The organism is Bacillus sp. NMCC4 (genome assembly GCF_002998555.1).
GTDB lineage: Bacteria > Bacillota > Bacilli > Bacillales > Bacillaceae > Bacillus.
Genome location: NZ_PVRA01000005.1, coordinates 159999 through 184879 on the forward strand (window position 1 = coordinate 159999; position 24881 = coordinate 184879).

General features: G+C 38.4%; 16 protein-coding genes and 1 pseudogene. 6 read left to right on the plus strand and 11 right to left on the minus strand.

Features of this window, described 5'->3' with window-relative positions:
* Positions 1-4: 4 nt before the first annotated feature.
* On the minus strand, positions 5-1591 hold the full coding sequence (locus tag C6Y02_RS12465; RefSeq protein WP_106031369.1) for an alpha-glucoside-specific PTS transporter subunit IIBC: 1587 nt from the start codon (positions 1589-1591) through the stop codon (positions 5-7).
* A gap of 148 nt (positions 1592-1739) precedes the next feature.
* Between C6Y02_RS12465 and C6Y02_RS12470 the strand changes: the two genes are divergently transcribed.
* Positions 1740-2504 carry a MurR/RpiR family transcriptional regulator gene (locus C6Y02_RS12470; protein ID WP_060595719.1) on the plus strand — a complete coding sequence of 255 codons (765 nt, stop codon included), beginning with the start codon at positions 1740-1742 and terminating at the stop codon, positions 2502-2504.
* 132 nt (positions 2505-2636) lie between these two features.
* Here C6Y02_RS12470 and C6Y02_RS12475 read toward each other — a convergent pair.
* The 3 genes and pseudogenes from C6Y02_RS12475 to C6Y02_RS12485 form a co-directional block, all read right to left on the minus strand.
* A pseudogene (locus C6Y02_RS12475) lies at positions 2637-3086 on the minus strand (SMI1/KNR4 family protein); the annotation flags it as partial.
* 110 nt (positions 3087-3196) lie between these two features.
* The gene (locus C6Y02_RS12480; RefSeq protein WP_060595718.1) at positions 3197-4168 is read right to left on the minus strand and encodes a tRNA dihydrouridine synthase; all 972 of its coding nucleotides are present in this window, start codon (positions 4166-4168) and stop codon (positions 3197-3199) included.
* A 413-nt stretch (positions 4169-4581) separates the two neighbouring features.
* A complete protein-coding gene (locus C6Y02_RS12485) occupies positions 4582-5718 on the minus strand; it encodes a response regulator aspartate phosphatase (RefSeq protein ID WP_223256557.1) in 1137 nt (378 codons plus the stop codon).
* A 341-nt stretch (positions 5719-6059) separates the two neighbouring features.
* Between C6Y02_RS12485 and C6Y02_RS12490 the strand changes: the two genes are divergently transcribed.
* Positions 6060-6542, plus strand: coding sequence for a hypothetical protein (locus tag C6Y02_RS12490; RefSeq protein ID WP_106031371.1), 483 nt, complete (start codon positions 6060-6062; stop codon positions 6540-6542).
* 48 nt (positions 6543-6590) lie between these two features.
* The gene (locus C6Y02_RS12495) at positions 6591-7148 is read left to right on the plus strand and encodes a hypothetical protein (RefSeq protein ID WP_106031372.1); all 558 of its coding nucleotides are present in this window, start codon (positions 6591-6593) and stop codon (positions 7146-7148) included.
* 147 nt (positions 7149-7295) lie between these two features.
* Here C6Y02_RS12495 and C6Y02_RS12500 read toward each other — a convergent pair whose 3' ends face one another.
* The 3 genes from C6Y02_RS12500 to C6Y02_RS12510 form a co-directional block, all read right to left on the minus strand.
* Positions 7296-11681 carry an NACHT domain-containing protein gene (locus C6Y02_RS12500; RefSeq protein WP_106031373.1) on the minus strand — a complete coding sequence of 1462 codons (4386 nt, stop codon included), beginning with the start codon at positions 11679-11681 and terminating at the stop codon, positions 7296-7298.
* A 243-nt stretch (positions 11682-11924) separates the two neighbouring features.
* Positions 11925-13310: a 23S rRNA (uracil(1939)-C(5))-methyltransferase RlmD gene (gene rlmD / locus C6Y02_RS12505; RefSeq protein ID WP_189318261.1), complete on the minus strand. Its 1386-nt coding sequence runs from the start codon at positions 13308-13310 to the stop codon at positions 11925-11927.
* A 60-nt stretch (positions 13311-13370) separates the two neighbouring features.
* Positions 13371-14279, minus strand: coding sequence for a diacylglycerol kinase (locus tag C6Y02_RS12510; protein ID WP_034664632.1), 909 nt, complete (start codon positions 14277-14279; stop codon positions 13371-13373).
* Positions 14280-14460: 181 nt separating this feature from the next.
* Here C6Y02_RS12510 and C6Y02_RS12515 point away from each other — a divergent pair, with 181 nt between their 5' ends.
* Positions 14461-15414: a nucleoside hydrolase gene (locus C6Y02_RS12515; RefSeq protein ID WP_106031374.1), complete on the plus strand. Its 954-nt coding sequence runs from the start codon at positions 14461-14463 to the stop codon at positions 15412-15414.
* A 196-nt stretch (positions 15415-15610) separates the two neighbouring features.
* On the opposite strand, the gene C6Y02_RS12520 is transcribed toward C6Y02_RS12515, so the two are convergent.
* On the minus strand, positions 15611-18835 hold the full coding sequence (locus C6Y02_RS12520; protein ID WP_106031375.1) for an efflux RND transporter permease subunit: 3225 nt from the start codon (positions 18833-18835) through the stop codon (positions 15611-15613).
* A 131-nt stretch (positions 18836-18966) separates the two neighbouring features.
* Between C6Y02_RS12520 and C6Y02_RS12525 the strand changes: the two genes are divergently transcribed.
* On the plus strand, positions 18967-19812 hold the full coding sequence (locus C6Y02_RS12525) for a TetR/AcrR family transcriptional regulator (RefSeq protein ID WP_095286009.1): 846 nt from the start codon (positions 18967-18969) through the stop codon (positions 19810-19812).
* Positions 19813-20085: 273 nt separating this feature from the next.
* A complete protein-coding gene (locus C6Y02_RS12530; RefSeq protein ID WP_106031376.1) occupies positions 20086-21438 on the plus strand; it encodes an IS1182 family transposase in 1353 nt (450 codons plus the stop codon).
* 126 nt (positions 21439-21564) lie between these two features.
* Here C6Y02_RS12530 and gatB read toward each other — a convergent pair whose 3' ends face one another.
* Genes gatB through gatC form a run of 3 tightly spaced genes read right to left on the minus strand, consistent with a single transcriptional unit; the run spans position 21565 to position 24771 of the window.
* Positions 21565-22995 (minus strand): Asp-tRNA(Asn)/Glu-tRNA(Gln) amidotransferase subunit GatB, encoded by a 1431-nt coding sequence (gene gatB / locus C6Y02_RS12535; RefSeq protein WP_034664646.1) that lies wholly within the window; start codon positions 22993-22995, stop codon positions 21565-21567.
* A 13-nt stretch (positions 22996-23008) separates the two neighbouring features.
* The gene (gene gatA, locus C6Y02_RS12540) at positions 23009-24466 is read right to left on the minus strand and encodes an Asp-tRNA(Asn)/Glu-tRNA(Gln) amidotransferase subunit GatA (protein WP_034664650.1); all 1458 of its coding nucleotides are present in this window, start codon (positions 24464-24466) and stop codon (positions 23009-23011) included.
* A 14-nt stretch (positions 24467-24480) separates the two neighbouring features.
* Positions 24481-24771: an Asp-tRNA(Asn)/Glu-tRNA(Gln) amidotransferase subunit GatC gene (gene gatC, locus C6Y02_RS12545; RefSeq protein ID WP_003213898.1), complete on the minus strand. Its 291-nt coding sequence runs from the start codon at positions 24769-24771 to the stop codon at positions 24481-24483.
* Positions 24772-24881: the final 110 nt, after the last annotated feature.

Below are 24881 nucleotides of genomic sequence, written 5' to 3' on the forward strand. Positions count from 1 at the left end.
TTTTTCAATCTAATGAAAGTTTTGTCTCAAACGACTCTCTCACTTGCGGTACACTTAAGCCAACAATGATTTGAATGCTTTGACCACTCTTAGCCATTCCGTGTGCCCGTTTATTTTTTGTAAAGTATTCCCTATCTTTCACCAAGCTAGGGTCAATCACTGTAATACGCAGACGCGTGGCACAGTTTGTCACATCTTTAATGTTTTCTTTACCGCCAAGGCCTTCTAAGAAATAAACGGCTTTCTCTTCATACTCAGACGCATAAACGGGCGCTTCTTTTTTATCATGAGCTTTTTTATGACTCTCATAATCTTGTTTTGTAAATAGCCTCGTCTCCTCCTCATGTTTTCGTCCTGGTAATGGAATATCAAATTTCACAATCATCCATCTAAATATGACAAAATACAATGCTGTAAATAGACATCCAATCATCACTTGGAGCAGATAAACTCCTCCATGATTTGAAGAGAGCGGAATCCAGTTCAATGCAGCTATCTCAATAAGCCCGGAACCCATCATTCCGACAACACCAAACATATTCATGATTGTCACCATGGTGGCTCCAAGAAGTGCATGTATGACAAATAAATAAGGCGCGAGAAATAGAAATGTAAATTCAAGTGGTTCTGTAATTCCGGCAAATATTGCTGTTAATGTGGCGGGTAACACCAATGCCAAAACCTTTTTTCTATTTTCATTCGGGGTAGAAAAATACATCGCTAGAGCTATCCCTAAACAGCCGAACATCTTAATATTTCCATGCAGTAAAAATCCGTATGGATAAAGATCTTTCAAATCGGAAGTTGAGGTCGCAAATTCATTTAAGTGAGCAATCCAATATGGTTTTAACCCCCCATTTACAGCAGCTGGACCAAACTCAAAAGGTGTATAAATAAAATGGTGAAGTCCTGTTGGAATTAACACCCTTTCCAAGAAATGAAACAGCCAGACACCAATATAACCGGACTGTGACATGAACCCTTGGAGAGATTGAATCCCTTGCTGAACATAGGGCCATACAAAAGCAACGATAAAAGCAATAGGAATCATCACAAAGAATCCGATGATGACAACAAATACAAGCCCCTGGAAAATCCCGAGCATTTCAGGCAGCTTTTGATCATAAAAACGATTATGGATCCAAATCACGATTCCAGATATCATAACCGCACCAATGATACTTGTATCGAGCGTAGGTATACCCGCAATTTCTTTTACACCCGCTACATTCTCGACACCTTGCGATAAATCAACACCAAAAGTGGACGGCCAAAGTGTCAAAATAGCATGAATATAATTGTTAAACACAAGATAAATCATCAAAGCTGCGAGCGTAGCACGTGCTTGCGCTTTTTTTGCAAGAGAGATGGGCAAGCCAATCACAAATGCCAGCTCCATATGATTGAAAATCGTCCATCCCCCGCTTTCAATCAGTGCCCAAACCTTATACCACATCGTATCTTCTGCAGCCATTTCCCCCATAATCGCTGGATTCTTACATAAAGTCGCAAGGCCTACAACAATACCAAAAAACGCGAATAAAAGTACAGGAACTACCATAGCACTGCCAAATCGCTTGATTGCATTCATAAGCATAACCCCTTTGTTTGATCCATAAGACCACTGTAAAGGTAGCGCTTTCAAAAACCAATAGGTTTGACGTATTTAGAAATCAAGTTGTAACATTAGATTATATTTTCACAGGAAGAAAATATTTTCATGTTGGAGGGCACATCGCATGATATTGGACAAGTTGGTAAATGAATACTTCGAAGATTTAAATAAGAATGATCTGCACATTATTAAAACGATTCACGATCACCTTGAAGAAATGAAGACAATGAAAATTCAGGATCTTGCTCATTATGCTCATACTTCCATCTCATCCATCCATCGGCTTGCCAAGAAAATAGGCTTCGACGGCTACAGTGACTTAAAGTCTTATGTGAAATTGAATAATCATACTGAAGAAACAACACAAGATTTAATGAAGCTGCTCGATCAAGATATCCAGCAGACAAGGAAATATATGGAGCAGCTGGACTTTCATCAATTAAATCAACTGATTGATCGCGCACCGTATATTTATATTTATGGTACAGGAACAGCTCAGCTCGATTTGGCCAATGATGTACAACGACAGTTATGGTCACTGCATAAGAAATCTCAAGTTTTACGAAGTAAGCGAGACTTAACAGATGGAATCGTTGAATTTGGTGAGGATGACCTTTTATTTATCATTTCTTTATCAGGCGAATCGAAGAATTTAGATCAAATCATTCAATTGGTGAAAACGAGACATATCAAATTTATCAGCATGACCACATTGAGGAATAACCTCCTTGCGCAAAATGCCATGTTTAACATCTATGTAAGCAGCACCCCGTTTCCTTTGTATAACAAAGTGGACAACTCCAGCTTTCTGCCATTTTACATTGTGGTAGATATTATCGTCAGAAAATTTAGTGAGTGGAAAAGGAACCAATTGAATAATAGGACTTAAAAATAACAGGTACAGTTTTGGGGTGAAGTGGTGAAATAATTCATTTTGCTTCATAAAAAAGAGAGACACTTTTGTCTCTCTCAAAAAACACCAAAATATTTTTCTGAAATAAGTGATGACTGCTCAATGTTATTCAGCAGTATAATGCCCAGCAAGCAATTCATCAAACGAATCCGCTAATTTGAAATCCGTCTCATATTCTAGATCAAAGTAATGAATTGGCGGATGCTCCTTTGTTACTCTGTAATCCAATGCAATCCACGTATGACCATCCCCACAAAGCAGCACAAGTCCCTCAGGCAATTCCCATTCTTCTATTAAATAATCACTATCCATAATGCCTTCATTTTTAGCAATTCCTCTTAAATGATCAAATGACACATGATCCTCTGCCCATCCATTCGGCTGGTCCGTTGGAAAAGCATTATGCAAGGTATAACCGCCATTTTGTTCAAGAATAAGTTTCTTATATGTATCAGGCAGGATGACGCCTAGCTTCTTTTCCGCTTTTGCAATTCCTTTCTCATTGATTTTCTTAAATGTCTCTTCACTTTCTCTGTCTTTATCCCAAAATGATTTCAAATAAAATACCTCCAATTGTTATTTCTATCTTATCTTACCATTTGAGACGACTAGTTTAATAGTCCTATTCATAGAAAAAAGAGAAGGGCTTCTCCTCCTCTTTTCAATCGTTATTGTTCTTTATTTCTCGCTTCAAATTCATCCAGCATTGCACGCACTTCATCTGTTGATGATGTGTTCATTAATTGATTTCTTAGGAAACTCGCTCCTCTGAATCCTTTCACATAAATCTTAAAGAAACGGTGCAGTGCCTTGAATGGACGCAAGCCTAGTGATGAATATTGATCATGTAGATCAAGATGCAACCTTAAAAGGCCTAGCAGCTCATCACTCGTATGCTCCTTCTGTTCTTTTTCAAAGGCAAATGGATTATGGAAAATCCCGCGCCCAATCATCACTCCGTCCACTCCATACTGCTCAGCGAGCTTTAAGCCCGTTTGACGATCAGGAATATCACCATTGATGGTCAAAAGAGTATCAGGTGCTACTTCATCACGCAGTTTTATAATCTCAGGAATAAGCTCCCAATGCGCATCCACCTGGCTCATTTCCTTTCTAGTACGAAGATGGATCGATAAGTTCACAATGTCTTGCTCCAAAATGTGTCTAAGCCAATCGCGCCATTCATCGATTTCTGTAAAACCAAGTCTTGTTTTCACACTGACAGGCAGTCCCCCAGCTTTTGCCGCTTGAATCAGCTCTGCCGCAACATCTGGGCGTAGAATCAATCCACTGCCCTTCCCATTTTGAGTGACATTCGGGACAGGACAGCCCATATTAATATCAAGCCCCTGAAATCCTAACTCCGCCATTCCAATGCTCATTTGTCTAAAGTTCTCAGGCTTGTCTCCCCAAATATGAGCAACAATCGGCTGTTCATCCTCTGTAAAGGTTAAACGCCCCTTCACACTTTGAATACCATCCGGATGGCAATAGCTCTCGCTGTTCGTGAACTCTGTAAAAAACACATCAGGTCTCGCCGCCTCACTCACAACATGACGAAACACAACATCTGTCACTTCTTCCATTGGTGCTAATATAAAAAATGGCCGCGGTAAATCACGCCAGAAATTTTTACTCATCTTTCATCCAATTCCTCTCATGACATAGCGCCTTAAAGGGCATGTCCTTCTATAAAGTCATTCAGCAATTTTTATCATTATATACTTTAGTAAGGATTCAACGCAAAAGGAGCATAAAATGAACATTAACAAAATGCTATCAGCACTTTATAAAATATCAAAAATTTGAGAAGACGTAAACGCCGTTCAAAAAGGTACTACTGGAAAACGTGTCATGCGACGGGCAGCAGGTAATGCATCTGGCAAACTAATAAAAAAGATATTCAAATAAAAAAAGCCCTATGCAGGGGCTTTTTAAATTGTAATTGCCTTTTCTGTTACATGATAAGTATTAGAAGTAATGATTTTATCAAGCGACCAACCGGCAGCGAATAACACAGAAAAAATTGTTAAACTGATACATAACTTTTTCATCATAAACCCTCCGCCATTTTTAGTATTTGTTGTTGAGCTTTAATGGTCTTTTTTAGATATTCTCTATTCATTTCAAAATTCCCTTTTTGATAATGATAATCTGCAAGTTTTTCTGATAACTCTGCAACATCTTGCCATAGATGTTTACTTTCTAAATAACCGAGGCTTTCTTTTACCTCCAATTCATTATATTCTTCAAAAAGTGCATAAATGATTTTTAATTTAGCTATATATTCTTGATCGTCTGCAAAGTTAGCTCTATTTAAGCCATAGGTGAAATATTGATTTCCTTTATCTTTTTTATCTTGTTCGTAGAATACCCATGACAACATATAAAGAGTTCTAATTCCCGAAACCGTTTCGGCATGTTCTTTAATTTGAATTGAATTTAGAAATTCATTTTCTGCGGTTTCAATTTCCCCAGCTCTTCTTTTAACTAAACCAATATTATGATGTATTACCCCAATAATTCTCCGTGCCGTTTCCTCTTTAAGCTCTTGTGCCAGACTCAAGGCTTCCCTATAATAAGATTCTGCCTCATTTAAGCGGTATAAGTCGTACATATTCGCTCCAAATTTGATATTACAACCGACTACTTTCGCTTTGTAAAACTCGCTTGTTGAATACATTTCTTTTGCTTTTTCCAAATGGTTTAATGATACGAAATGTTGATCAATGCGATAATAAGCATCAGCCAGTTTATAATGAAATTCCGCTCTTTCTATATCATCAGGTACATTCTTTAAATGTTCTTCAGCAATCTTATAAAAATTTATAGCAGCAACATAATTTTTGTGATGGAATTCGTGCATACCTCTAAAGAAGTTTGAATAGTAGTCAAGCGTTCCTTTGACATGGGGTTGTTTGTTCTCTATTTCTTTGAGTAAGTTGGGTAAAGTGGGGCGTTGTTGATTCATTTTAATAGGCTCAAGACTCTCAAGCATGAGTCGATGCCTAAACTCCATTAATTGATAATAAAGTAGTAAATCTTGATCTTCTTCCATGTTCTCTATTTCTCTTTCAACTTGTTCTTTTAAAATCTCTGCATCCGGCACGCTGAATGTTCTTATAAATCTATACCAATCATTTATCAAGATACCAACTTGAGAAGAAAGAATTTTCTCCACTCCTACCATCCCCTTCCTTGCCATTCCCTATAATGACATATATTATCATTTTCAGAATAATTCCACACCGAAAAGAAACCGCAATTTCCATAAAAATCAAATAGATACACGAATTTATCACATTACAAAAAATACAGTACAAAGATATTATTTATCCTTAATATGGTTTATATTACAATTTTTGTATACATATAGAAAGGAGTGATTATCCTATATAAAAGACCTATACGGATTTAAGACATATTTCACTGGATTTTCTTAAGATGTATTTTATAATTGAGGCTTAAACAACAAGATTTTTCTAGCATTATAAACAGCCTCTTCATTAAATTTTCGGAGGCGAAATTAACATGACTTTTAGAAAAAAATTTGTTCCTATACTACTAAGCGCAACTTTATTAACTTCCGGTCTTGGTGCGACTACTGCGTTTGCAACAGAGCCGGCTAAATCAACAGGACCATTACATACGAAGGTGTATAAAACTTCTTTACAACAAGCCGCGACAAATAACAGTACCAGCCCTGTCCAATCCAATTCTTTAGCAACTCAAGCTACAACAAATGGAGATGTTTCTACTCAAGGTGTTGTTTCGTGGTCATATAAAGCTTTCAGAGGTGCTTTACGTTCTGGTGGATGGTTACTGTCAAAAGCATTGAAACCCTTTAATCCAAAGGCTGCTGCTTGGATCAGAAAGAATTCTGCCAAAATCGCAAATATAATGGATAAAGGGGAAAAGTGGACGGAAAAACAATTCATAAAAGCTTTTACTAAAATAGGCGCTCCTAAAGATGTTGCTAAAACTTTGGCAAAGTTCATCGTTAATCTTATCTAAATAACAAGTGCTATTAGTTTCTAATAGCGCTTTTTTATGGAGGTATTCATGTCTTTTTCTTACGTGATTTCATTGACTTTTTTAATACTCCTTTTAGTGTCTATCATACTCTATACTTTTTTCAGAAAGAAAAACGTTGTAGATGAAGCCCCTGGCGCTATTGCTGCCGTTCTTCTTATTTTACTAATATTTTTTTCCCTAAGTTTCGTTATTGCCCTTCCAACTGTTATGCTTTATCTAGTCTCATTGGGAGTGAATTTTCTTTTCGGTGAATACATCACTTATGATTCATTTTTCTCTTTGATTACCTTCTCGTTGTTAGTTAGCATCATTGTGATTTTTTGGTCATTTATCGTTTTATTTATAGGGAAAGGAATCACTTTTTTGTTACAGCTCCCAAAATGGATGATTTATATTTTAGAATTTTTTGCTTCGTGGGCTCTTATTTACTTCTCGATTAAATATGTACTAAATTTGGAGAAAATTGAAGTTTCTATATGGGGAAATGGTGTATTGATTTTATCTTTCTTTGTTAGCTTTTTATACATCGGACTTGATATAATATCCTCTGCGCTTGATCAAAAGAATCATAACATAGAAGAATAACCCCCTTCCTAGATAGGGGGTTATTTTTATATAGATTTATCCAGTTAACATAAATGTGCGAATATAGATTACAAAAGATATCTGTTAGTTACTTAAAAGGTCTAAAGGTGTAAAAGTGATGTACAAAGTGGTTATGCAACAACCGGCTTACCTTTCCATTAGTTTTTGGCTCAAGGATCTAATTTGACCAAATTGCTTTTCGAACATCAAATCCCATATATCAAGACATTCATTTGCAATATCTTTTATCTCAGGGATAGTTGAGTTAGAGGTTTCGTCATATAATCCAATAATCAATTTAGAAATTTCATCTTCTATTCCCCAAATCTCTTCAAACTTACCAACTTCGTTTCCAAGTAAGTGGTAACTCATTGAAAATATAATATCTTTGTAATCAACTATTGATTTTGATTTTTCTTCAAGATAATGAACAAAAGCATGTACTATTCTACGGTTTAAACCAGAATTCATTATTTCAATCAGAAAATCCTTATCTCTCTTTAAATCAATGAGATCATCATAAAATAATCGTGAAATTGGCATCTCGAGATCTAATGCACTTGCCTTAAATTTACGTATTAAATCTTTTACTATTGAATTAAATTCACCTTTGTTAAAATAATTAGTAGCCATATGAAGTATGACTTTTGCTTGTGCTTCACTCATTGCATCTACGTTATTAATTATTTCGGAAAATTCATTATTACGAATAAACATTTCTGAAAGACAATTTGCACCCATTTCAATTAGGTCTTTATCTTCGGATTCGTAGCATTTTTTAATAGTTTTCAGTACTTGTTCACGATATTTAGGATAAAGTAAAAAGAACATATTTTTCGTATCATAAAAACCCGCTAGCCTGTAATCTTTACTAAATTGAATTAATATTATCCCTAATGCCCACTCCCTATCAATATTATATGCGGGCCATAATGCGAATAAACTAGCTAAATTCACTGCCGGATTTTCATCAAATACCAATCTTTCAATTGTATCTTTAAACTGTTTAAACAAAGTTCTTTCATTCCATAATAACTCAGCTATTGCTTGAGCTGCGTTACCCCTTACACAGTTAATCGCATTACTTTGTAGCATGGCATAGCTACGCATTTCTTTATCCTCATTATTAGTTACATTTACAATTCCTAATTCTGGGTTATTATGGTTGATCGCAATATCCTTTAGAATATCCAAAATCTCCTGAGACCAATTTACGTTTTTCCTGTCTCTAATGATTGAGCAAATATCGTTCGCCCGATATGAGGTATAATCATATGGATAGGTCAAAATCATTTTTTCCAATAACTCTACCGGCACATCCCCCAATGCCTTACTAGATGCAACGCCACTAAATAAGGAATCTACGTATGCTTCCAGAACTTTCTCTTTATTTGAAAGAACTAGATTTATCATTCTTTCAGGTTCCTCGGAAACAGCTTTACTAAAACTACTTGCAAATTCTTCAATAGCAGAACTAATAAAACCTTCTGGAACCTCTATCCATCTGGAAGAATCTTTTTGAATAAGTTTTTTATTAGTTAAAATCTCTATCCACTTTTTGTTATTTAATTTTTTCCCCGCCACGGGTGAGCTTATCGATCCGCTGTGCCCATCTGTATATTTATATAAAGTTGACCCTTTAGGGAATTTACGTCTTAAAACACGCAGCAAATCCCTTGCTTGAATACTTAAACGATTATAGGGAAGAATTTCTAGAATTTCTTTTTGGAAATCACCCCAAAAACTCCAATAAACTGTACGACCATTTTTTTCTCTATTATAATTAATTCTACGACGATATACGTCTTTAGCTTGCGGAGAAAGATAACTTAGAACTCTCTCTTCTAATAAATTGAAAATATCCTCACTACAGTATCTCGTATGTTTTTCTAATATTTGTTTGGCAAGAAGTAATTTATCACCATTGCCACTTGTATTATCGAATACGTTACTGTTTAAATCACTGCATAAATAATTAATTACAACATCGCTATAACTTTCTGACACTCTGAATAATCCATCCAATATAATTTCATTAAATAAATCATTACCTTTTCCCGTGAATTCTTTATAGCGATCAAAAAATTTTTTCGGTTGTTGAGAAATTATTGCTGCATTCGCTTTCTTTATAATTTGAATACAAGCCCTTTCTAGCCCTCTTTTATGAATATATTTCCCAGACCAATCACTATAAATAAAGCTTACGTCTTTATCTATTGGAACGAGTGGTAATAATAAATTAAGAACCTCTTCTCCATTATTGATTAGAATTTCAGAGTCTTCATAGAGAAATGTTTCTTCGTAATAATAAATTTGTTTCCCCTTGCTTTTAATTTTATTTTCCAATAAAAAAGCTAATAGCCGTATTGTTCTTAATTCACTATTTTTAAGCATCGACTTAAAATCAAAATAGTTATCAGCCATTCGCGGATATCGCTTATAAAATTTCATTCTTAATTCAAATAACTCATCCGTATCCTGATTTATATCTCGCAAAAAACATTTAGAGAATTTATTATCGTCTTCCTGTGAATTAAATGAATATTTTTCAATAAACGTAATATCCTCAGCCTCAAAATTTGGGCTTATACTTACAAAGAAATTGATAACCATATCTTTCTTAGATGGGGTGTTAAACCATTTCTCTAAAATGCCACATTGTCTAAGTAACTTAATATAATTGGGCTTTGAGAATATAACGTTATTAATAATGTGATTGCCGTAACTTTCATTTTCACAGTTATTCACTATAAAGTTTTGTATATTTTCATCTATTTTATCTATCTGATTTAGCACCTCAAAGAAAACAAATTTGACAAAATACCTGATTTGTTTTGCTTCAAACATTTTTTGTCCAACAGTAATAAAATCATGGCTATCAATTTCAAATAAATTTTGCATAAACATTTGCACTTGATATCTTTTACCAGGTGTTTGTTTATCTTTAGCCCCAATTATATCTACGATATCTTCACCATCATAATATCTATGAAGCATCTTATCTGCTAAAAAACAGTCTAATATAGACTGATGAGCGAATGAAACTTTTCTATCTTGAATTATTAAGAAAGCATTTGAAGATAAAAATTCTAAGGTTGATTTATTTTCGTTTAATATACTTAAAGGAATAAATATTCTACTAGACTTTTCTAAAAAAGTTACCATCTTATCTTTAATCTGATTTAGATTGTCTTCTCTCAATCCAAACTCAAAACATTTTTCGGAGAGCTGTCCCCACCATTCTGATATCAAATGGCTTGCGGTAGAACATTCTGCATATACTTTGCCAGGGTCTAGCTGTTTCCAAATATATAAATTGCTTGGAATTCTTAGTATCTCTTTCAGTTTACTTGTTAGTTGCTCATAACGCTTTCCAACAATACCCTCAACTAATTCCTCGTCCAACTCATTAACCTGAACCCTATCCCATTGAATAACGTCCTCTTTTGAATCATCTTTTTTAAATAATGCTCTAATATTATTATCGTTTTCTAAATCATGAGTTCGACACACAAAAACAATAGATATCTTGTTTTCTCTATCATTATTCAATGTCTCTATTTGATTAATAATCTGAGAGCATACTAATAAAGCATCTCTAGAATGCGCCAGAGTCCAGCGTAGGGCATCCAACTGATCCAAAATAATTACTGCCCTTTTATTTTTAGAAACACTGTGAATACAATGAGTGATTGATGCAGGTAATCCTAAATCTTCTCCCCACTTCTCGGCAGTCATACTGGGAACTCGTTTATCTAATTTAATTGCCAAATATGGTATCTCATTTTCTTCACAATAATTGATAACATCTTCTGTACATCCACTTTTCCCTCTTCCAGCCTTTCCATGTATTATTAAAGATTTCTCTGAATCTAATGCTTCCCTACATATAGAAAATTCTTTTCTCTTTATAAGACTATTGCCCAACGGAATAAAAGCTGATTTATATTCGTGATTCAACTCCTCTATCCTAGGCTTGATTTGTTCATTAGACGTAAGGTGTTTATTCATTCCTAACAAATAATTGGCCCTTAGCTCCTCAATTGTTCTGTTAATTTCCCCTTCTGATTTACCAATTGACTCAACAACCATTGATACAATTGCCTTGTCTTTAATATCTAATAACGATTCTCGAAAATTTACTAGTATTTCAAATAACTCAGAGAAGTACTCTTCAAAATCGCTTGGTTTCTTAATGGGTGTATGCTTAAATTCATCTTTTTTAATATTGACAAATTCGACCGCTTCTTTTGCTAGTTTCTTAAATATATCTTGGTAATCTTCCTTTGTAGTGTTATATGCATAAAATACTCTTTGTATTATTGTTTCAACAGTCTTGCTCTGTTCAAGAAATTCTATAAAATAGTTACTATCAACCTCAGTATTATCAAACTTACGATTAAATTCAGTAACTGTATCTTCTATGTCTTTAATTAATCTCTTTTCATCTCGATTTGTTAAACCTTTTGACAAAAGATAACCAGCAATGTTTGGGACAATCAAAGTTCCTGCTATATATGCTAAAATGCTCACTATTATTCCCCCCTAATCGACGACCTGACTTTTCTTATATTCTAATAACAAACCTTCTCATCATCCTTTTAATTATCAATTTTACATTTTATTCATATTTCTATTATATCAAAAATTTAAAATGAATTTTCTGTTAATTTCCTGATTAAGTACCAGCAGTTACCGACAAAGAGTTTGAGGGAACTTCAACTAAAACTTTGTTAATCCCCCTACTATAAAAAAAGAAGACAACCCCCATACGGGTTAGTTGCCTTCTTTTAAAATAAGTTGCGCCACACATTCCACATGTGAGGTATGCGGAAACATATCCACAGGCTGCACTTCCTCTGTCACATACCCGCCATCTTCAAGAATACGCAAATCACGAGCTAACGTCCCAGGATTACAAGACACATAAACAACGCGGTTTGGTTTCATCTTTAAAATCGTATCAAGCAGTGCTTCGTCACAGCCTTTTCTTGGCGGATCGACGACGAGGGTGTCTGCTTTGATGCCTTCTTTGTACCAGTTTGGGATGACGGTTTCTGCTTCGCCGACTGCGAATTCGACGTTATTGATCTCATTTAAGGCAGCGTTGCGTTTTGCGTCTTCAATTGCTTCTGGCACAATTTCTACGCCATATACTCTGCCTGCTTTTTGGGCGAGAAATAAGGAAATCGTACCGATTCCGCAATACGCATCAATCACGGTTTCTTCACCTTGCAGCTCTGCATATTCAAGCGCTTTGTCGTAAAGCACTTTTGTTTGAGCTGGGTTCACTTGATAAAACGAGCGGGCTGAAATGGCAAATTTGATGTCGCCAATCGTGTCATAAATGTATTCTTCTCCCCATAAAACGGTTGTTTCGTCTCCGAAAATGACATTTGTTTTCTTTGAATTCACGTTTTGTACAATTGACCGAACGTGTGGGAAGCGTGCTATAATCTGCTCAATCACCTGCTGCTTTTGCGGAAAGTCAGCCGTTCTAGTAACAAACACTACCATCATTTCACCTGTTGCAATACCGTAGCGAACCATCACATGACGCAGCCACCCTTTGTGCCGCTCTTCGTTATATGCTTTAATGCCAAACGCATTGCATATGTCTTTTACCGCCTGTACCACTTCGTCATTTTCTGATTGCTGGATCAAACATTTTTTCATATCGATGATTTCATGGGTACGCTGCTGATAAAATCCTGCAACAAGTCCGCCTTCCCGTTCGCCAACTGGAACTTGTGCTTTGTTTCGGTAATTCCAAGGGTCTTCCATGCCTAGTACAGGATGAACTTTTACACGGCTCATATCAAGCTTGCCGATCCGCTCTAAAACGTCCTTTACTTGTTTCTGTTTAAATAGCAGCTGGCCTTCATAGCTCATATGCTGAATTTGACAGCCTCCGCACTGCTTGTAGATAGGACATGGCGCATCTTGCCTGTGCTGACTTTCCTTTGTCAGCTCCATGAGTCGTCCAAAAGCAAATCCTTTTTTGACACGTGTGACTTTGATTTTCCCTTGTTCGTCAGGAAGGGCATTCGGTACAAAGACAGGGAACCCTTCAATTTTCGCTACACCTGCACCTTCGTGCGTTAAGTCTTCGAAGGTTACATTGTAGTATTCATTCTTTTCAACAGGCGGTTTCATTTTCACCAATTTTATCACCTCATTTGCAAAGAAAAACTTGGCGCCATAAGGAACCAAGTTCAATCTCTACCCTATTTTTTCAGCTGTTGCTTTTGGCACTATAAATTCTATATGACGATACAGGTTTTCAAATTCACCTGGCAGCATGCCGCCGAATTCGCCATCTAAATTTAATTGCATTTTATCTTTTACATCTACCTTCACGCGATTCGCTTTTGCGTAGATGACATTGTTATCATGAATATGCTCGCCTCGCAGTGCAAGGCTGACTACTCGAATGGCTTCTGCTAAATTGACCTTCTTTAAAATAATCAGGTCAAACATTCCATCATCTAAAATGGAATCTGGCGCTAGCTTTTCAAAGCCGCCTACTGAATTTGTGAGTGAAACAAGAAACAGCATGATTTCTCCATGAAACAATTTGCCGTCATATTCAATTTCGACTTCTGTCGGGCGGATAGAAGGAAGCATCTCCATGCCTTTTAAATAATAAGCAAGCTGTCCAAGCATTGTCTTCAGCTTACTAGGCACTTCATAAGTGAGCTCTGTTAACCGGCCGCCGCCTGCAATATTAATAAAATAATGGCCGTTGACTTTACCGATATCAAGCGGCTTCGCTACACCATCAATAATGGCATCTGTCGCTTTTAAAACACCTTCTCGTGGAATGCCAAGTGCTCTTGCGAAGTCATTTGTTGTTCCAACTGGAATGATTCCTAGTTTTGGTCTTTTTTCAAGCGGTGCTAGTCCGTTGACGACTTCATTGATCGTGCCGTCTCCACCTGCTGCTACAATTAAATCAAAGTCTCTCTGTGCAGCTTTTTCAGCTGCTTGTGTCGCATCTCCTGCACATGTGGTTGCATGACAAGATGTTTCATAGCCAGCTTGTTCAAATTTTTGCAAAACCTGCGGCAAATTCTTCTTGAAGAGTTCACGCCCAGATGTCGGATTGTATATAATTCGAGCACGTTTCATTCATCATCATCCTATATTCATTATGCAATCTATTTTCACCACTAACAACCTTTAATTATACTATGAGATTTGAAAATGGCAACAGAACAACCAGCTAATATGAGAAATCTCCTGTCACATTTCACTCAACAAGAAAGCATTCTGATAAGATAAAAGAAAACGCTCTAAAGGATGGTATGCGATGAAAAAGCCTGTCTATTTTAATCATGATGGCGGTGTTGATGACCTCGTCTCGTTATTTCTTCTCCTTCAAATGGAACATCTGAAAGTGATCGGGACGTCTGTGATTCCTGCTGATTGTTATTTAGAGCCTGCTCTCAGTGCGTCTCAAAAAATCATTGATCGATTTAGCCCCTATGAAATTGAAATCGCTGCTTCAAATTCTAGAGGCGTCAATCCTTTTCCGAAAGAGTGGCGCATGCATGCTTTTTATGTAGATGCCTTACCTATTCTAAACGAGAAAGGCATTGTAGATACAAAAGTGTCCAAGCTTCCAGCACACCTTCATTTAATCGAAACCGTTAAAAAGGCAGCAGAACCTGTCACGCTGCTCTTTACAGGTCCGCTCACAGACCTTGCTCGCGCCTTAGAAGAAGATCCTTCAATCTCTAATAAAATTGAAAAATTGGTGTGGATGGGCGGTACGTTTCTTGAAAAAGGCAATGTTGAGGAACCCGAGCATGATGGGACAGCAGAATGGAATGCATTTTGGGATCCTTATGCTGTCAGCACTGTCTTCAAGGAACGCTTTCCTATTGAAATGGTCGCACTTGAAAGCACGAATCAAGTTCCGCTTACACTTGATGTGCGTCAGCGCTGGGCTTCCCTTCGTTCTCACATTGGAATTGATTTTATTGGTCAGTGCTACGCCTTTTGTCCACCGCTCATTCATCATGAAACGAATTCGACCTATTACCTATGGGACGTGCTGACAACGATGACACTTGCTTCTTCATCATTTACCCGTTCAAAGGAAGTGGGCGCGATCGTTTATACCGAGACGCCAAAGCAAGGACGTACAGAAGAACATCCAGATGGAAAGTCAATACAAGTGATTGACCATGTCGATCGTGATGCCTTTTTCCAAGCATTTGAAGAGCTCATGAGAAAAGCTGTTTGTCAGATTTCAACATAAAAAATCCCCGCCAATGAGCGGGGATTCCAGATTATTGACAAAGGGCTAAAATGATCTTTATTCTAGTCCTTTGTCTTTTTTCAGCGTGATAGAAAACCTTTGAAGTCTAGGAAGGACGAGCACCGGAGCACAGGACTGACAAGGAATGAGGGTTTGTCTACACGCTGAAAGCCCCGCCAATGAGCGGGGCTCCCTCTTATTCTTCTTCAGCGTACTTTTTCTTACGTCTGAACTTGCTTAAAATTTCATACACGATTGGGACGATGACCAATGTGAGAAGTGTAGAACTTGTTAAACCGCCGATCACGGTCACGCCAAGTCCTTTTGATACGATCTGGCTTCCGCCTTCAAATCCTAATGCGAGTGGCAGCAGTGCACCGATCGTCGCAAGTGCAGTCATTAAGATTGGACGTAATCTTATTGTACCTGCTTCAAGTAAAGCTTCTCTTGTTGAAAGACCTTCTTTTTCTTTATGAATGACGCGGTCAATCAGCACAATGGCATTTGTCACAACGATCCCGATCAGCATGAGCAATCCAATCATGGCGTTTAAGCTGATGGTTTCTTTTGCTAAAAACAATCCAACGAGTGCGCCAATAATCGTAAATGGAAGGGAGAACAGAATCGCAAATGGTGCAAGACCTCCGCCAAATGTGATGACGAGAACGAGGTACACAATGGCAATCGCTGCAAGCATTGCAAGTCCAAGCTGTGTAAAGGATTCCTCAATATCCGCACTTACGCCGCCTGTGTCAATCGTTACGCCAGACTTCACATCAAGCTTGTCGACTTTCTTCTGAACATCCTGTGTCACACTTGAGACGTTGTCTGTTGTCATGTCACCAGACACTTCTGCGTAGATTTTTCCATCACGTTTTGTCACCGTATTTGCTGTCGTACCATCTTTTACTTTTACGACATCACCAATCCGGACTTCTTGTCCTGTTGGTGTTGTGATCTTTTTATTTTCCAAATCTTTTTTGCTCTTATATTCGTCTTTTTCGGTTTGAAGCTTCACATCAAGTTCTTTGCCGTCCTCTGTGACTTTCGTCAGTGTTGTTTCACTATTTTGAGGAGCAATCGCTTGAGCGATTTGTGAAGCAGTTAGACCCAGCTTCGCCAGTTTTTCTTGATCTGCATTAAACGTATATTCATCGTATTTCTCAGATAAGCTTGTGCTGACATTTTTTAAGTTTTTCTCATCTTTTAAGATGTTCTCGACATCTTTTACTGTGCCTTCAATATCGCTTACTTTGTCACCGTAGACATAGTACGTTACTGTATTGCTTGCGCCAGCAGATGAGAAGTCTTGTGATTTCCATTCCCCTTTAGACGTTTTGTCTTGCAGGGCTTTGACCACTTTATCTTTTTCTTTATCAAAGTTTGGCGTGTCTTCATCATATTGTACGAAGAATAACGCACCGTTCGAGTTGCCGCCTACACTTGCTGTAAGCGCATTTGAAGAACCTAGTGAATATTGAACAGTATTGACATGGTCACGTTTGATCAAGTATTCTTCTGCTTTTTTCGTTTCATCGATTGCTTGTTCTCTCGTTTGTCCAGGTTCAGGTGTATATGTTACCATCGCCGTCTTATCTGCTTGCTGTGGTAAGAAGCTGACACCGACAAGTGGTGCTAAGAATAAGCTTCCGACGAGCATAAGAATGGCAATTCCTGATGTGATCCATTTATGGTTCAGTGTCCAATTGAGTACACGTCTATAACCGCCAGCAAGCTTGCTTGGTTTATGCTCTTTTACTTTTTTCGCTGTGCCGTACAGGTCCTTTTTAAATAGACTGTGTGCCATCATTGGAACAATCGTAATGGCGACAAGCAGTGAAGCAAGTAAAGCAAACACAATCGTTAGGGCAAATGGGATGAATAGTTCACCAATCATTCCACCTACTAATGCTAACGGTAAGAATACCGCAATGGTCACAATTGTCGAAGACATGATCGGGATAAACATTTCTTTTGTGGCTTCTCTGACGAGTGCTTTGCCTTTTAACGGTTCATCCTTTAACGCCATTCGTCGATAGATATTTTCTATGACCACAATCGAGTCATCGACCACACGTCCAATGGCGACGGTCATGGCACCAAGTGTCATGATATTTAATGTAATATCAAGCTGATTTAATAATAAAACAGCAATCAACAGAGATAACGGAATGGAGATGACCGAAATTAATGTTGATTTGATATCTCGAAGGAACAACATAATGATAATGATCGCAAAGATTGCTCCGATGATTGCCTTGTTTAGCATTGTGCTGACAGACTCTTTAATCGGCTCTGCTTGATCATATGTCGTGCTTACTTTGATTCCTTTGTTGTCTTTTTTGAATTTCTCAAGCTCTTTTGTCACTTCTTCTGCCACACTCACGGTATTGGCATCAGAGCCTTTGACAATTTGCAGACCGATGCTGTCTTTTCCATTCGTTCTAGAGATCGATTCTGCATCTTTTACTACTTTAATATCCGCAATTTTAGAAAGCTTGATTGTCGGCAGCTCTACAGATTGACCGCTTGCTGCTCCTCCACCAGTTTGCTGCTGAGCTGCTGCTTGCTGCTGACTAGCATTTCCAGCCTGCTGCTCTGCACCTTGCGCACCTGGGTTTTCAGAGCCGCTGGAAGGTGCCCCAGCTCCAGCGCTTCCCGCACCGCCGCTTGCACTTGGTGTGACAGGGATTCGCATGTTTTTCAAATCTTTGACGCTTAAAATATTGCCGTCCACGACAACTGATTTTTGTTTGTTGCCAAATGTGTATAGACCTAATGGTACGTTGACATCAGAGCCTTTGATCATGTTTTGGACGGTTTCTTCATCTAAACCGTATTCTTTCAATTTCTTTTGTTTAAAAGAAAATTCTACTTCTTTGATTTGCTGTCCTGAAGCTTCGACAGAAGAGACACCGTTTAATCCTTCAAGAGAAGGAACAAGGTCGTTTTCTACTTTCTGTGTAAGGTCTTCTAGTGATTCTTTATCACCAGAGACGCTGAGTGCTAAGATTGGAATCGCGTTGATGCTAAAGCGTGCAATTTTTGGTTTTTCTGCATTTTCCGGAAAATTGATATTGCTAATCGCATCTTCAATTTCCTTCTTTGCTTCATCCATGTCTTTGTTATAGTCGTACTCGACTTGAATAGATGAGGCATTTTCAAATGAATTGGATGTGACCACATTGACTCCGTTGAGGTTTTGAATAGACTTCTCAATTGGGTCGGTCACCTTATCTGATACTTCGTCCGGCGTTGCGCCAGGATACGTTGTAGAAACCGTAATGACTGGAGTGTTGATATTCGGGATTGATTCTTGTTTCATATTCAATCCGGCATATAGACCAGCAACTGTTACGATAATCGTCATGAGCCATACAGCGAACTTATTCTTTAATACAAAATTGATGATCGAATTCATTATGTCCTCCATTTTCCTTTATGTATTGACTGACTGGTCATTCTATATCATAATAAACGGTGATATACAATGCCGTCAACCATTTCACTTGCGTTTGACGTAACATTCTAAAGCTGAAGGGGCCTTATTTCATGAACGAAAAAAAAGAAAAAATCATTAAAGCAAGCATCCAGTTGTTTGCGAAAAAGGGTTTTTCTTCTACGACCATTCAGGAAATTGCAGATGAGTGCGGAATATCAAAAGGCGCATTTTATTTACATTTCAAATCAAAAGAACAGCTTTTCAATCGAGCCTTTGAATATTATATCGACACTTCTATGCAAAGTATTGAAACGATTCGAAAAGAGAATCAGCATCTCGCGCCGAGAAAGATCTTCCAGAAACAAATCGCTGAACAGTTTCAGCATTTTGCTGAGAACAAGGATTTTATCATTTTGATCCTCAGCGAGAACATTATTCCAGAAAACCAGCAAATTAAAAAGTATTCAAAAACAGTGAAAAAGCAAATGAATGATGAAATTCAAATTTCCATCTTGACCACTTATGGACAGGAGATCGAACCATATATAACTGACCTGTCAGTCATGATTCAAGGAATCATTCAATCGTATGTGCAGGTCCTGCTTTTACAAGATCAGATGCAATTATCATTTGATGAGCTTTCTTCCTTTATACTCGAACGATTCGATGATTTGGTCCAAGGCTTGCTTCGTTCTCAGACGAAACCGATCCTGAAGCAGACCATTTGGGACGATGAAGCGCCGAGTGCTGCTTCCCTTCAAGAGGAGCTTCGTTTGTTAAAGCTTGAGCATCTGCTTTCTGATGATACCCTTGTATCCATTGAAGTCATTGAAGAAGAACTGGTGAAAGCTGAGCCTCGTAAGCCAGTCATTCAAGGGATGCTGACGAATTTAGAAAAGTGTGAGGACCCTGCTGTCTTAAAAGTAGTGGAACAATTGAAGCTGTTTCTTCAATAATATTACGTGCTGTTTTTCCGGTTAATTCACCTTTATCCCCCTTCGAATGTGCACTTTCGCTTATACTTCATTATAAGAAAAGAATCTCCGAATTGATATACGGCGGTGGTCTGAATCTATGATAAGACCCTGTCCTTTCAAGCAAAAAAACCGCCTCTTCTCATGAGGCGGTCAGGCTGTCGAGAAAATCTCGACAGCTTTATTTTTCCCTTAAACTTTCCATCTCCTCATTTTATAATAGAGAAAAACCCACTTAAGGAAGGTGTTTTTCTCATGTTCCACACTAGAAATTCTTCTCAGCACGAAGCCGAATTTGTATTGCTAGATCAACTGGTCGAAGAGGATCACCTGCTTCGTAAAATTGATCAGTACATTGATTTTTCATTTATCATAGACAAAGTAAAACCATATTATAGTGAGAATAAAGGTCGTCCTTCTCTCGATCCACTCATTTTGTTCAAAATGATGTTTATCGGATACCTATATGGTATCCGGTCTGAAAGACAACTTGAAAAAGAAATTTACTATAACATGGCGTATCGATGGTTTTTAGGTTTGAACATCAATGACCCCGTTCCCCATCACTCGACCATTAGTTGGAATCGTCGTACTCGATTTAAAGATACAACGATTTTTCAAGATATTTTTGATGAGATTGTGCTTCAAGCCATCAATCACGATATGGTTGGAGGGCGCGTCCTTTTTACTGATTCAACCCATCTTAAAGCGAATGCAAATAAACATAAATATACGAGAAAAACGATCGAACAAGATACTCAGAACTATATGAAAGAATTAGATGAAGCCGTCCAAGAAGATCGAGAGGTACACGGAAAAAAGCCTTTAAAGGAAAAAGAGGAGGTGAAAACGGAAAAAAACATTCGTCAAAGTACGACTGATCCTGAAAGTGGCTATCTTTATCGTGAAAACAAGCCTGAAGGTTTTTTCTACCTAGACCACCGTACAACAGATATGAAGTACAATATCATCACTGATGCTCATGTCACTCCTGGAAATGTCCATGATTCTGTTCCATATCTTGATCGATTGGATCACCAAATCGTACGATTTGGTTTTCAAGTAGAAGCTGTTGCCCTTGATTCTGGTTATTTAACAACGCCAATCTGTAAAGGTTTATCTGATCGACAAATTTTTGGTGTCATTGCCCATAGACGCTTTCATCCAACAAGAGGATTATTTGAGAAGTGGAAATTTCAGTATGATTCTGAACCTGATCATTACATATGCCCAAATGGTGAGAAGCTATTATATACAACAACTGATCGAAAAGGTTATAGGTTCTACAAATCAGAGCCTAAAAAATGCGTATCGTGTCCTTTCCTTGAGAGCTGTACAAGATCGAAAAATCATCAAAAAGTGATCTCAAGACATGTATGGGAGGAACACAAAGAAAAGATCAGACAACATCGTCTGTCTGCCTCTGGAAAAGAGCTATATAAAAAAAGAAAAGAAAAAATAGAGCGAAGCTTTGCAGATTCAAAACAACTGCATGGGCTTCGCTACTGCCGGTTGAGGGGAAAACAAAATGTGAGTGAGCAAGTTCTCCTCACAGCTGCGTGCCAGAACATGAAGAAGATTGCCACACACCTAGCGAAGCTAGGCTAGGTGTGTGGGAGGCCTTTTTCATTAAATTTCATTCATCATACAGACGCTGAAAATAAAAAAGATTATAGAAAAACATGAGTTTCTCTACAATCTGACCGCCTCTTCTCATGAGGCGGTTTTTGCTATTTAGCGTTTTTTGATTTCTTCTAGGAGAATCTTGTTGACCATCGGCGGGTTTGCTTGTCCCTTCGATGCTTTCATGATTTGTCCGACTAAGAAGCCAATCGCGCGGTCTTTTCCATTTTTAAAGTCTTCGATGGATTGCGGGTTGTTATCAAGTGCTTCTGTGACAAGTTTGAGCAGTGCACCTTCGTCAGAAATTTGGACAAGTCCTTTTTCTTTGACGATTGTTTCTGCGTCTCCTCCATTTTCAATGAGCTCTTTGAATACCTTTTTGGCAATCTTAGAGGAAATCGTTCCTTTTTCAATGAGTTGGATCATTCCAGCCAGCCCTTGCGGCGTTAGCTTTGTATCTTCCAGCTCTTTTTGAGCAGAGTTTAAGTAGGCAGATACTTCACCCATCAGCCAGTTTGAAGCTTGCTTCGCTTCTGCACCTTCTGAAATGGTTGCTTCAAAGAAATCAGACATTTCTTTTGTCAGCGTCAGCACCATGGCATCATATGCAGGAAGTCCAAGCTCATCGATGTAGCGTTTGCGGCGCTCGTCTGGAAGCTCTGGAATGGATGCTCTTACGCGTTCTTTCCACTCGTCATCAATGTACAGCTCCACCAAATCTGGTTCTGGGAAGTAGCGGTAATCATCTGAGCCCTCTTTGACACGCATAAGGATCGTCTTTTTAGACGCTTCGTCATAGCGGCGAGTTTCCTGTTCGATCAAGCCGCCAGATAGCAATACTTGCTCTTGGCGTTTCTCTTCGAATTCAAGACCTTTTTGTACGAAAGCAAACGAGTTCAAGTTCTTGAGCTCTGTTTTCGTTCCAAACTCTTCACGGCCGATCGGACGAAGTGAAATATTGGCATCACAGCGAAGTGAGCCTTCTTCCATCTTACAGTCAGAAACGCCTGTATATTGAATAATGGATTTTAGTTTTTCTAAGTACGCATACGCTTCTTCTGGTGTCCGAATGTCTGGCTCAGATACGATTTCAACAAGCGGTGTGCCTTGTCGGTTGAAATCGACTAGTGAATATCCGTCGCCTGTGTGCGTCAGTTTACCTGCATCCTCTTCCAAATGGAGACGCGTAATACCGATTCGTTTTGTTTTGCCTTCTACTTCAATTTCAATCCAGCCGTTTTCACCGATTGGTTTATCAAATTGAGAAATTTGATACGCCTTTGGGTTATCAGGATAGAAGTAGTTTTTACGGTCAAATTTTGTATCTGTTGCGATCTCACAGTTCAGCGCCATGGCCGCTTTCATCGCAAAGTTTACCGCTTCTTTGTTCAATACAGGCAGTACGCCAGGATATCCAAGGTCGATGACACTTGTTTGCGTGTTGGCAGCTGCACCAAAAGGTGTCGGCGAGCTGGAGAAAATTTTCGATTGTGTTTTTAGCTCAACGTGGACTTCAAGTCCAATTACCGTTTCAAAGTTCATTCTGATTCACCCCTTACAGTTCAGGTTTTGCTTTATGATGATCTGTTGCTTGCTCGAAAGCGTGAGCCACGCGGTAAACCGTTCCTTCATCAAAGTGCTTGCCAATGATTTGCAGTCCTAACGGAAGACCATTTGCAAATCCACAAGGCACACTGATTCCTGGAACGCCTGCAAGGTTCACAGGGATCGTTAAAATATCGTTCGCGTACATAGTCAGTGGATCGCTTGTCTTTTCTCCAATGTTAAATGCAGGAGTTGGCGTTGTTGGCCCTACAATGACATCATACTTTTCAAAAACATCTTCGAAGTCTTTTTTGATCAATGTACGGACTTTTTGCGCCTTCTTATAGTATGCATCATAATATCCTGAGCTAAGAGCGAATGTCCCAAGCATGATGCGGCGTTTCACTTCGTTACCAAAGCCTTCAGAACGTGTATTTTTATATAAATCAATCAGGTTGTCTGCATTATCTGTACGGTAGCCATAGCGGATGCCGTCAAAGCGCGCAAGGTTCGCGGATGCTTCTGAAGAAGACAGTAAGTAGTAAGTCGCAAGCGCATATTTAGAATGCGGCAGAGACACTTCTTCCCATGTTGCACCAAGTCCTTCTAATACTTTTAACGCTTTGAGAACAGACTCTTTTGCTTCCTCGCCAACACCTTCTCCAAGGTATTCTTTTGGCACTGCAATTTTCATGCCTTTGATGTCTCCAGTTAATGAAGAAAGAAAATCTGGGACGTCGACATTTGCGCTCGTTGCGTCCATTTGATCGACGCCAGCAATCGCTTGAAGTACGTATGCGTTGTCCTCTACGTTACGCGTAATCGGCCCAATTTGATCTAATGAAGAAGCAAATGCAATTAAACCGTATCTAGATACACGGCCATATGTCGGCTTCAGTCCCACAACTCCGCAGAATGATGCCGGCTGGCGAATCGAACCGCCTGTATCTGATCCAAGTGAGAATGGTACTTCACCTGCTGCAACAGAAGCTGCTGAGCCACCACTTGATCCACCTGGAACAGTGTTTAAATTCCACGGGTTTTTCGTTGCTTTGTAGCCTGAGTTCTCTGTAGAAGATCCCATCGCAAATTCGTCCATATTTAATTTACCGATTGTGACTGCTTCCGCATCTCTCAGACGATTGACAACCGTTGCATCATAAATAGGGTCAAAGTTTTGCAGTATTTTACTAGATGCTGTTGTACGTAAATCCTTTGTGACGATGTTATCTTTCACACCGATTGGCATACCGAACAATAGACCAAGCTCGTCCTTTTCACCAACTGCCTCGTCCAATTCCTTTGCATACGCACGAGCTTTCTCTTCGTCCAGTGCAAGGAATGCTTGTACTTTCCCGTCTACTTCATTGATTCGTTTATAAGACTCGTCCACTAAATCAGAAACAGACAATTCCTTTTTATGTAAAAGCTCTTTTAATTCAGAAATTTTGTGATCAAACAATGACATGTCTCAGGCCTCCTTTAGTCCAAAATTGATGGCACACGAATATAGCCGTCTTTATGATCAGGCGCGTTTTTGATGACTGCCTCAATGGAAAGACCTTTATTCGGAACATCTTCTCTCATGACGTTTTTCATTTTTAATACGTGTGTTGTTGGTTCAACGTTTTCCGTATCTACCTCGTTTAACTGCTCTGCAAATGAAATGATGCTATCAAGCTGTTCAGTAAACATTTCAGCTTCTTCTTCTGTGATTGCAAGCCGTGCCAAATGCGCCACGTGCTTTACTTCTTCTATTGAAATTCTAGACATGCAGGTTCACCTCCAAAAATGATACGTGTTCGTGGTCATGATCATAAGTCATATACACTTTATCATATCAAATTTTACTGTTCTAAAGCAACTTTACGCAGGCGCGGCAA

Excerpts from the sequence above, each read along its gene's own strand:
- C6Y02_RS12465 (WP_106031369.1), bottom strand. The coding sequence starts at position 1,591 with ATGAATGCAATCAAGCGATTTGGCAGTGCTATGGTAGTTCCTGTACTT.
- gatA (WP_034664650.1), bottom strand. The coding sequence starts at position 24,466 with ATGTCATTGTTTGATCACAAAATTTCTGAATTAAAAGAGCTTTTACAT.
- C6Y02_RS12495 (WP_106031372.1), top strand. The coding sequence starts at position 6,591 with ATGTCTTTTTCTTACGTGATTTCATTGACTTTTTTAATACTCCTTTTA.
- C6Y02_RS12510 (WP_034664632.1), bottom strand. The coding sequence starts at position 14,279 with ATGAAACGTGCTCGAATTATATACAATCCGACATCTGGGCGTGAACTC.
- C6Y02_RS12530 (WP_106031376.1), top strand. The coding sequence starts at position 20,086 with ATGTTCCACACTAGAAATTCTTCTCAGCACGAAGCCGAATTTGTATTG.
- gatC (WP_003213898.1), bottom strand. The coding sequence starts at position 24,771 with ATGTCTAGAATTTCAATAGAAGAAGTAAAGCACGTGGCGCATTTGGCA.
- C6Y02_RS12470 (WP_060595719.1), top strand. The coding sequence starts at position 1,740 with ATGATATTGGACAAGTTGGTAAATGAATACTTCGAAGATTTAAATAAG.
- gatB (WP_034664646.1), bottom strand. The coding sequence starts at position 22,995 with ATGAACTTTGAAACGGTAATTGGACTTGAAGTCCACGTTGAGCTAAAA.
- C6Y02_RS12485 (WP_223256557.1), bottom strand. The coding sequence starts at position 5,718 with ATGGTAGGAGTGGAGAAAATTCTTTCTTCTCAAGTTGGTATCTTGATA.
- C6Y02_RS12515 (WP_106031374.1), top strand. The coding sequence starts at position 14,461 with ATGAAAAAGCCTGTCTATTTTAATCATGATGGCGGTGTTGATGACCTC.
- C6Y02_RS12525 (WP_095286009.1), top strand. The coding sequence starts at position 18,967 with ATGAACGAAAAAAAAGAAAAAATCATTAAAGCAAGCATCCAGTTGTTT.
- C6Y02_RS12490 (WP_106031371.1), top strand. The coding sequence starts at position 6,060 with ATGACTTTTAGAAAAAAATTTGTTCCTATACTACTAAGCGCAACTTTA.
- C6Y02_RS12520 (WP_106031375.1), bottom strand. The coding sequence starts at position 18,835 with ATGAATTCGATCATCAATTTTGTATTAAAGAATAAGTTCGCTGTATGG.
- C6Y02_RS12480 (WP_060595718.1), bottom strand. The coding sequence starts at position 4,168 with ATGAGTAAAAATTTCTGGCGTGATTTACCGCGGCCATTTTTTATATTA.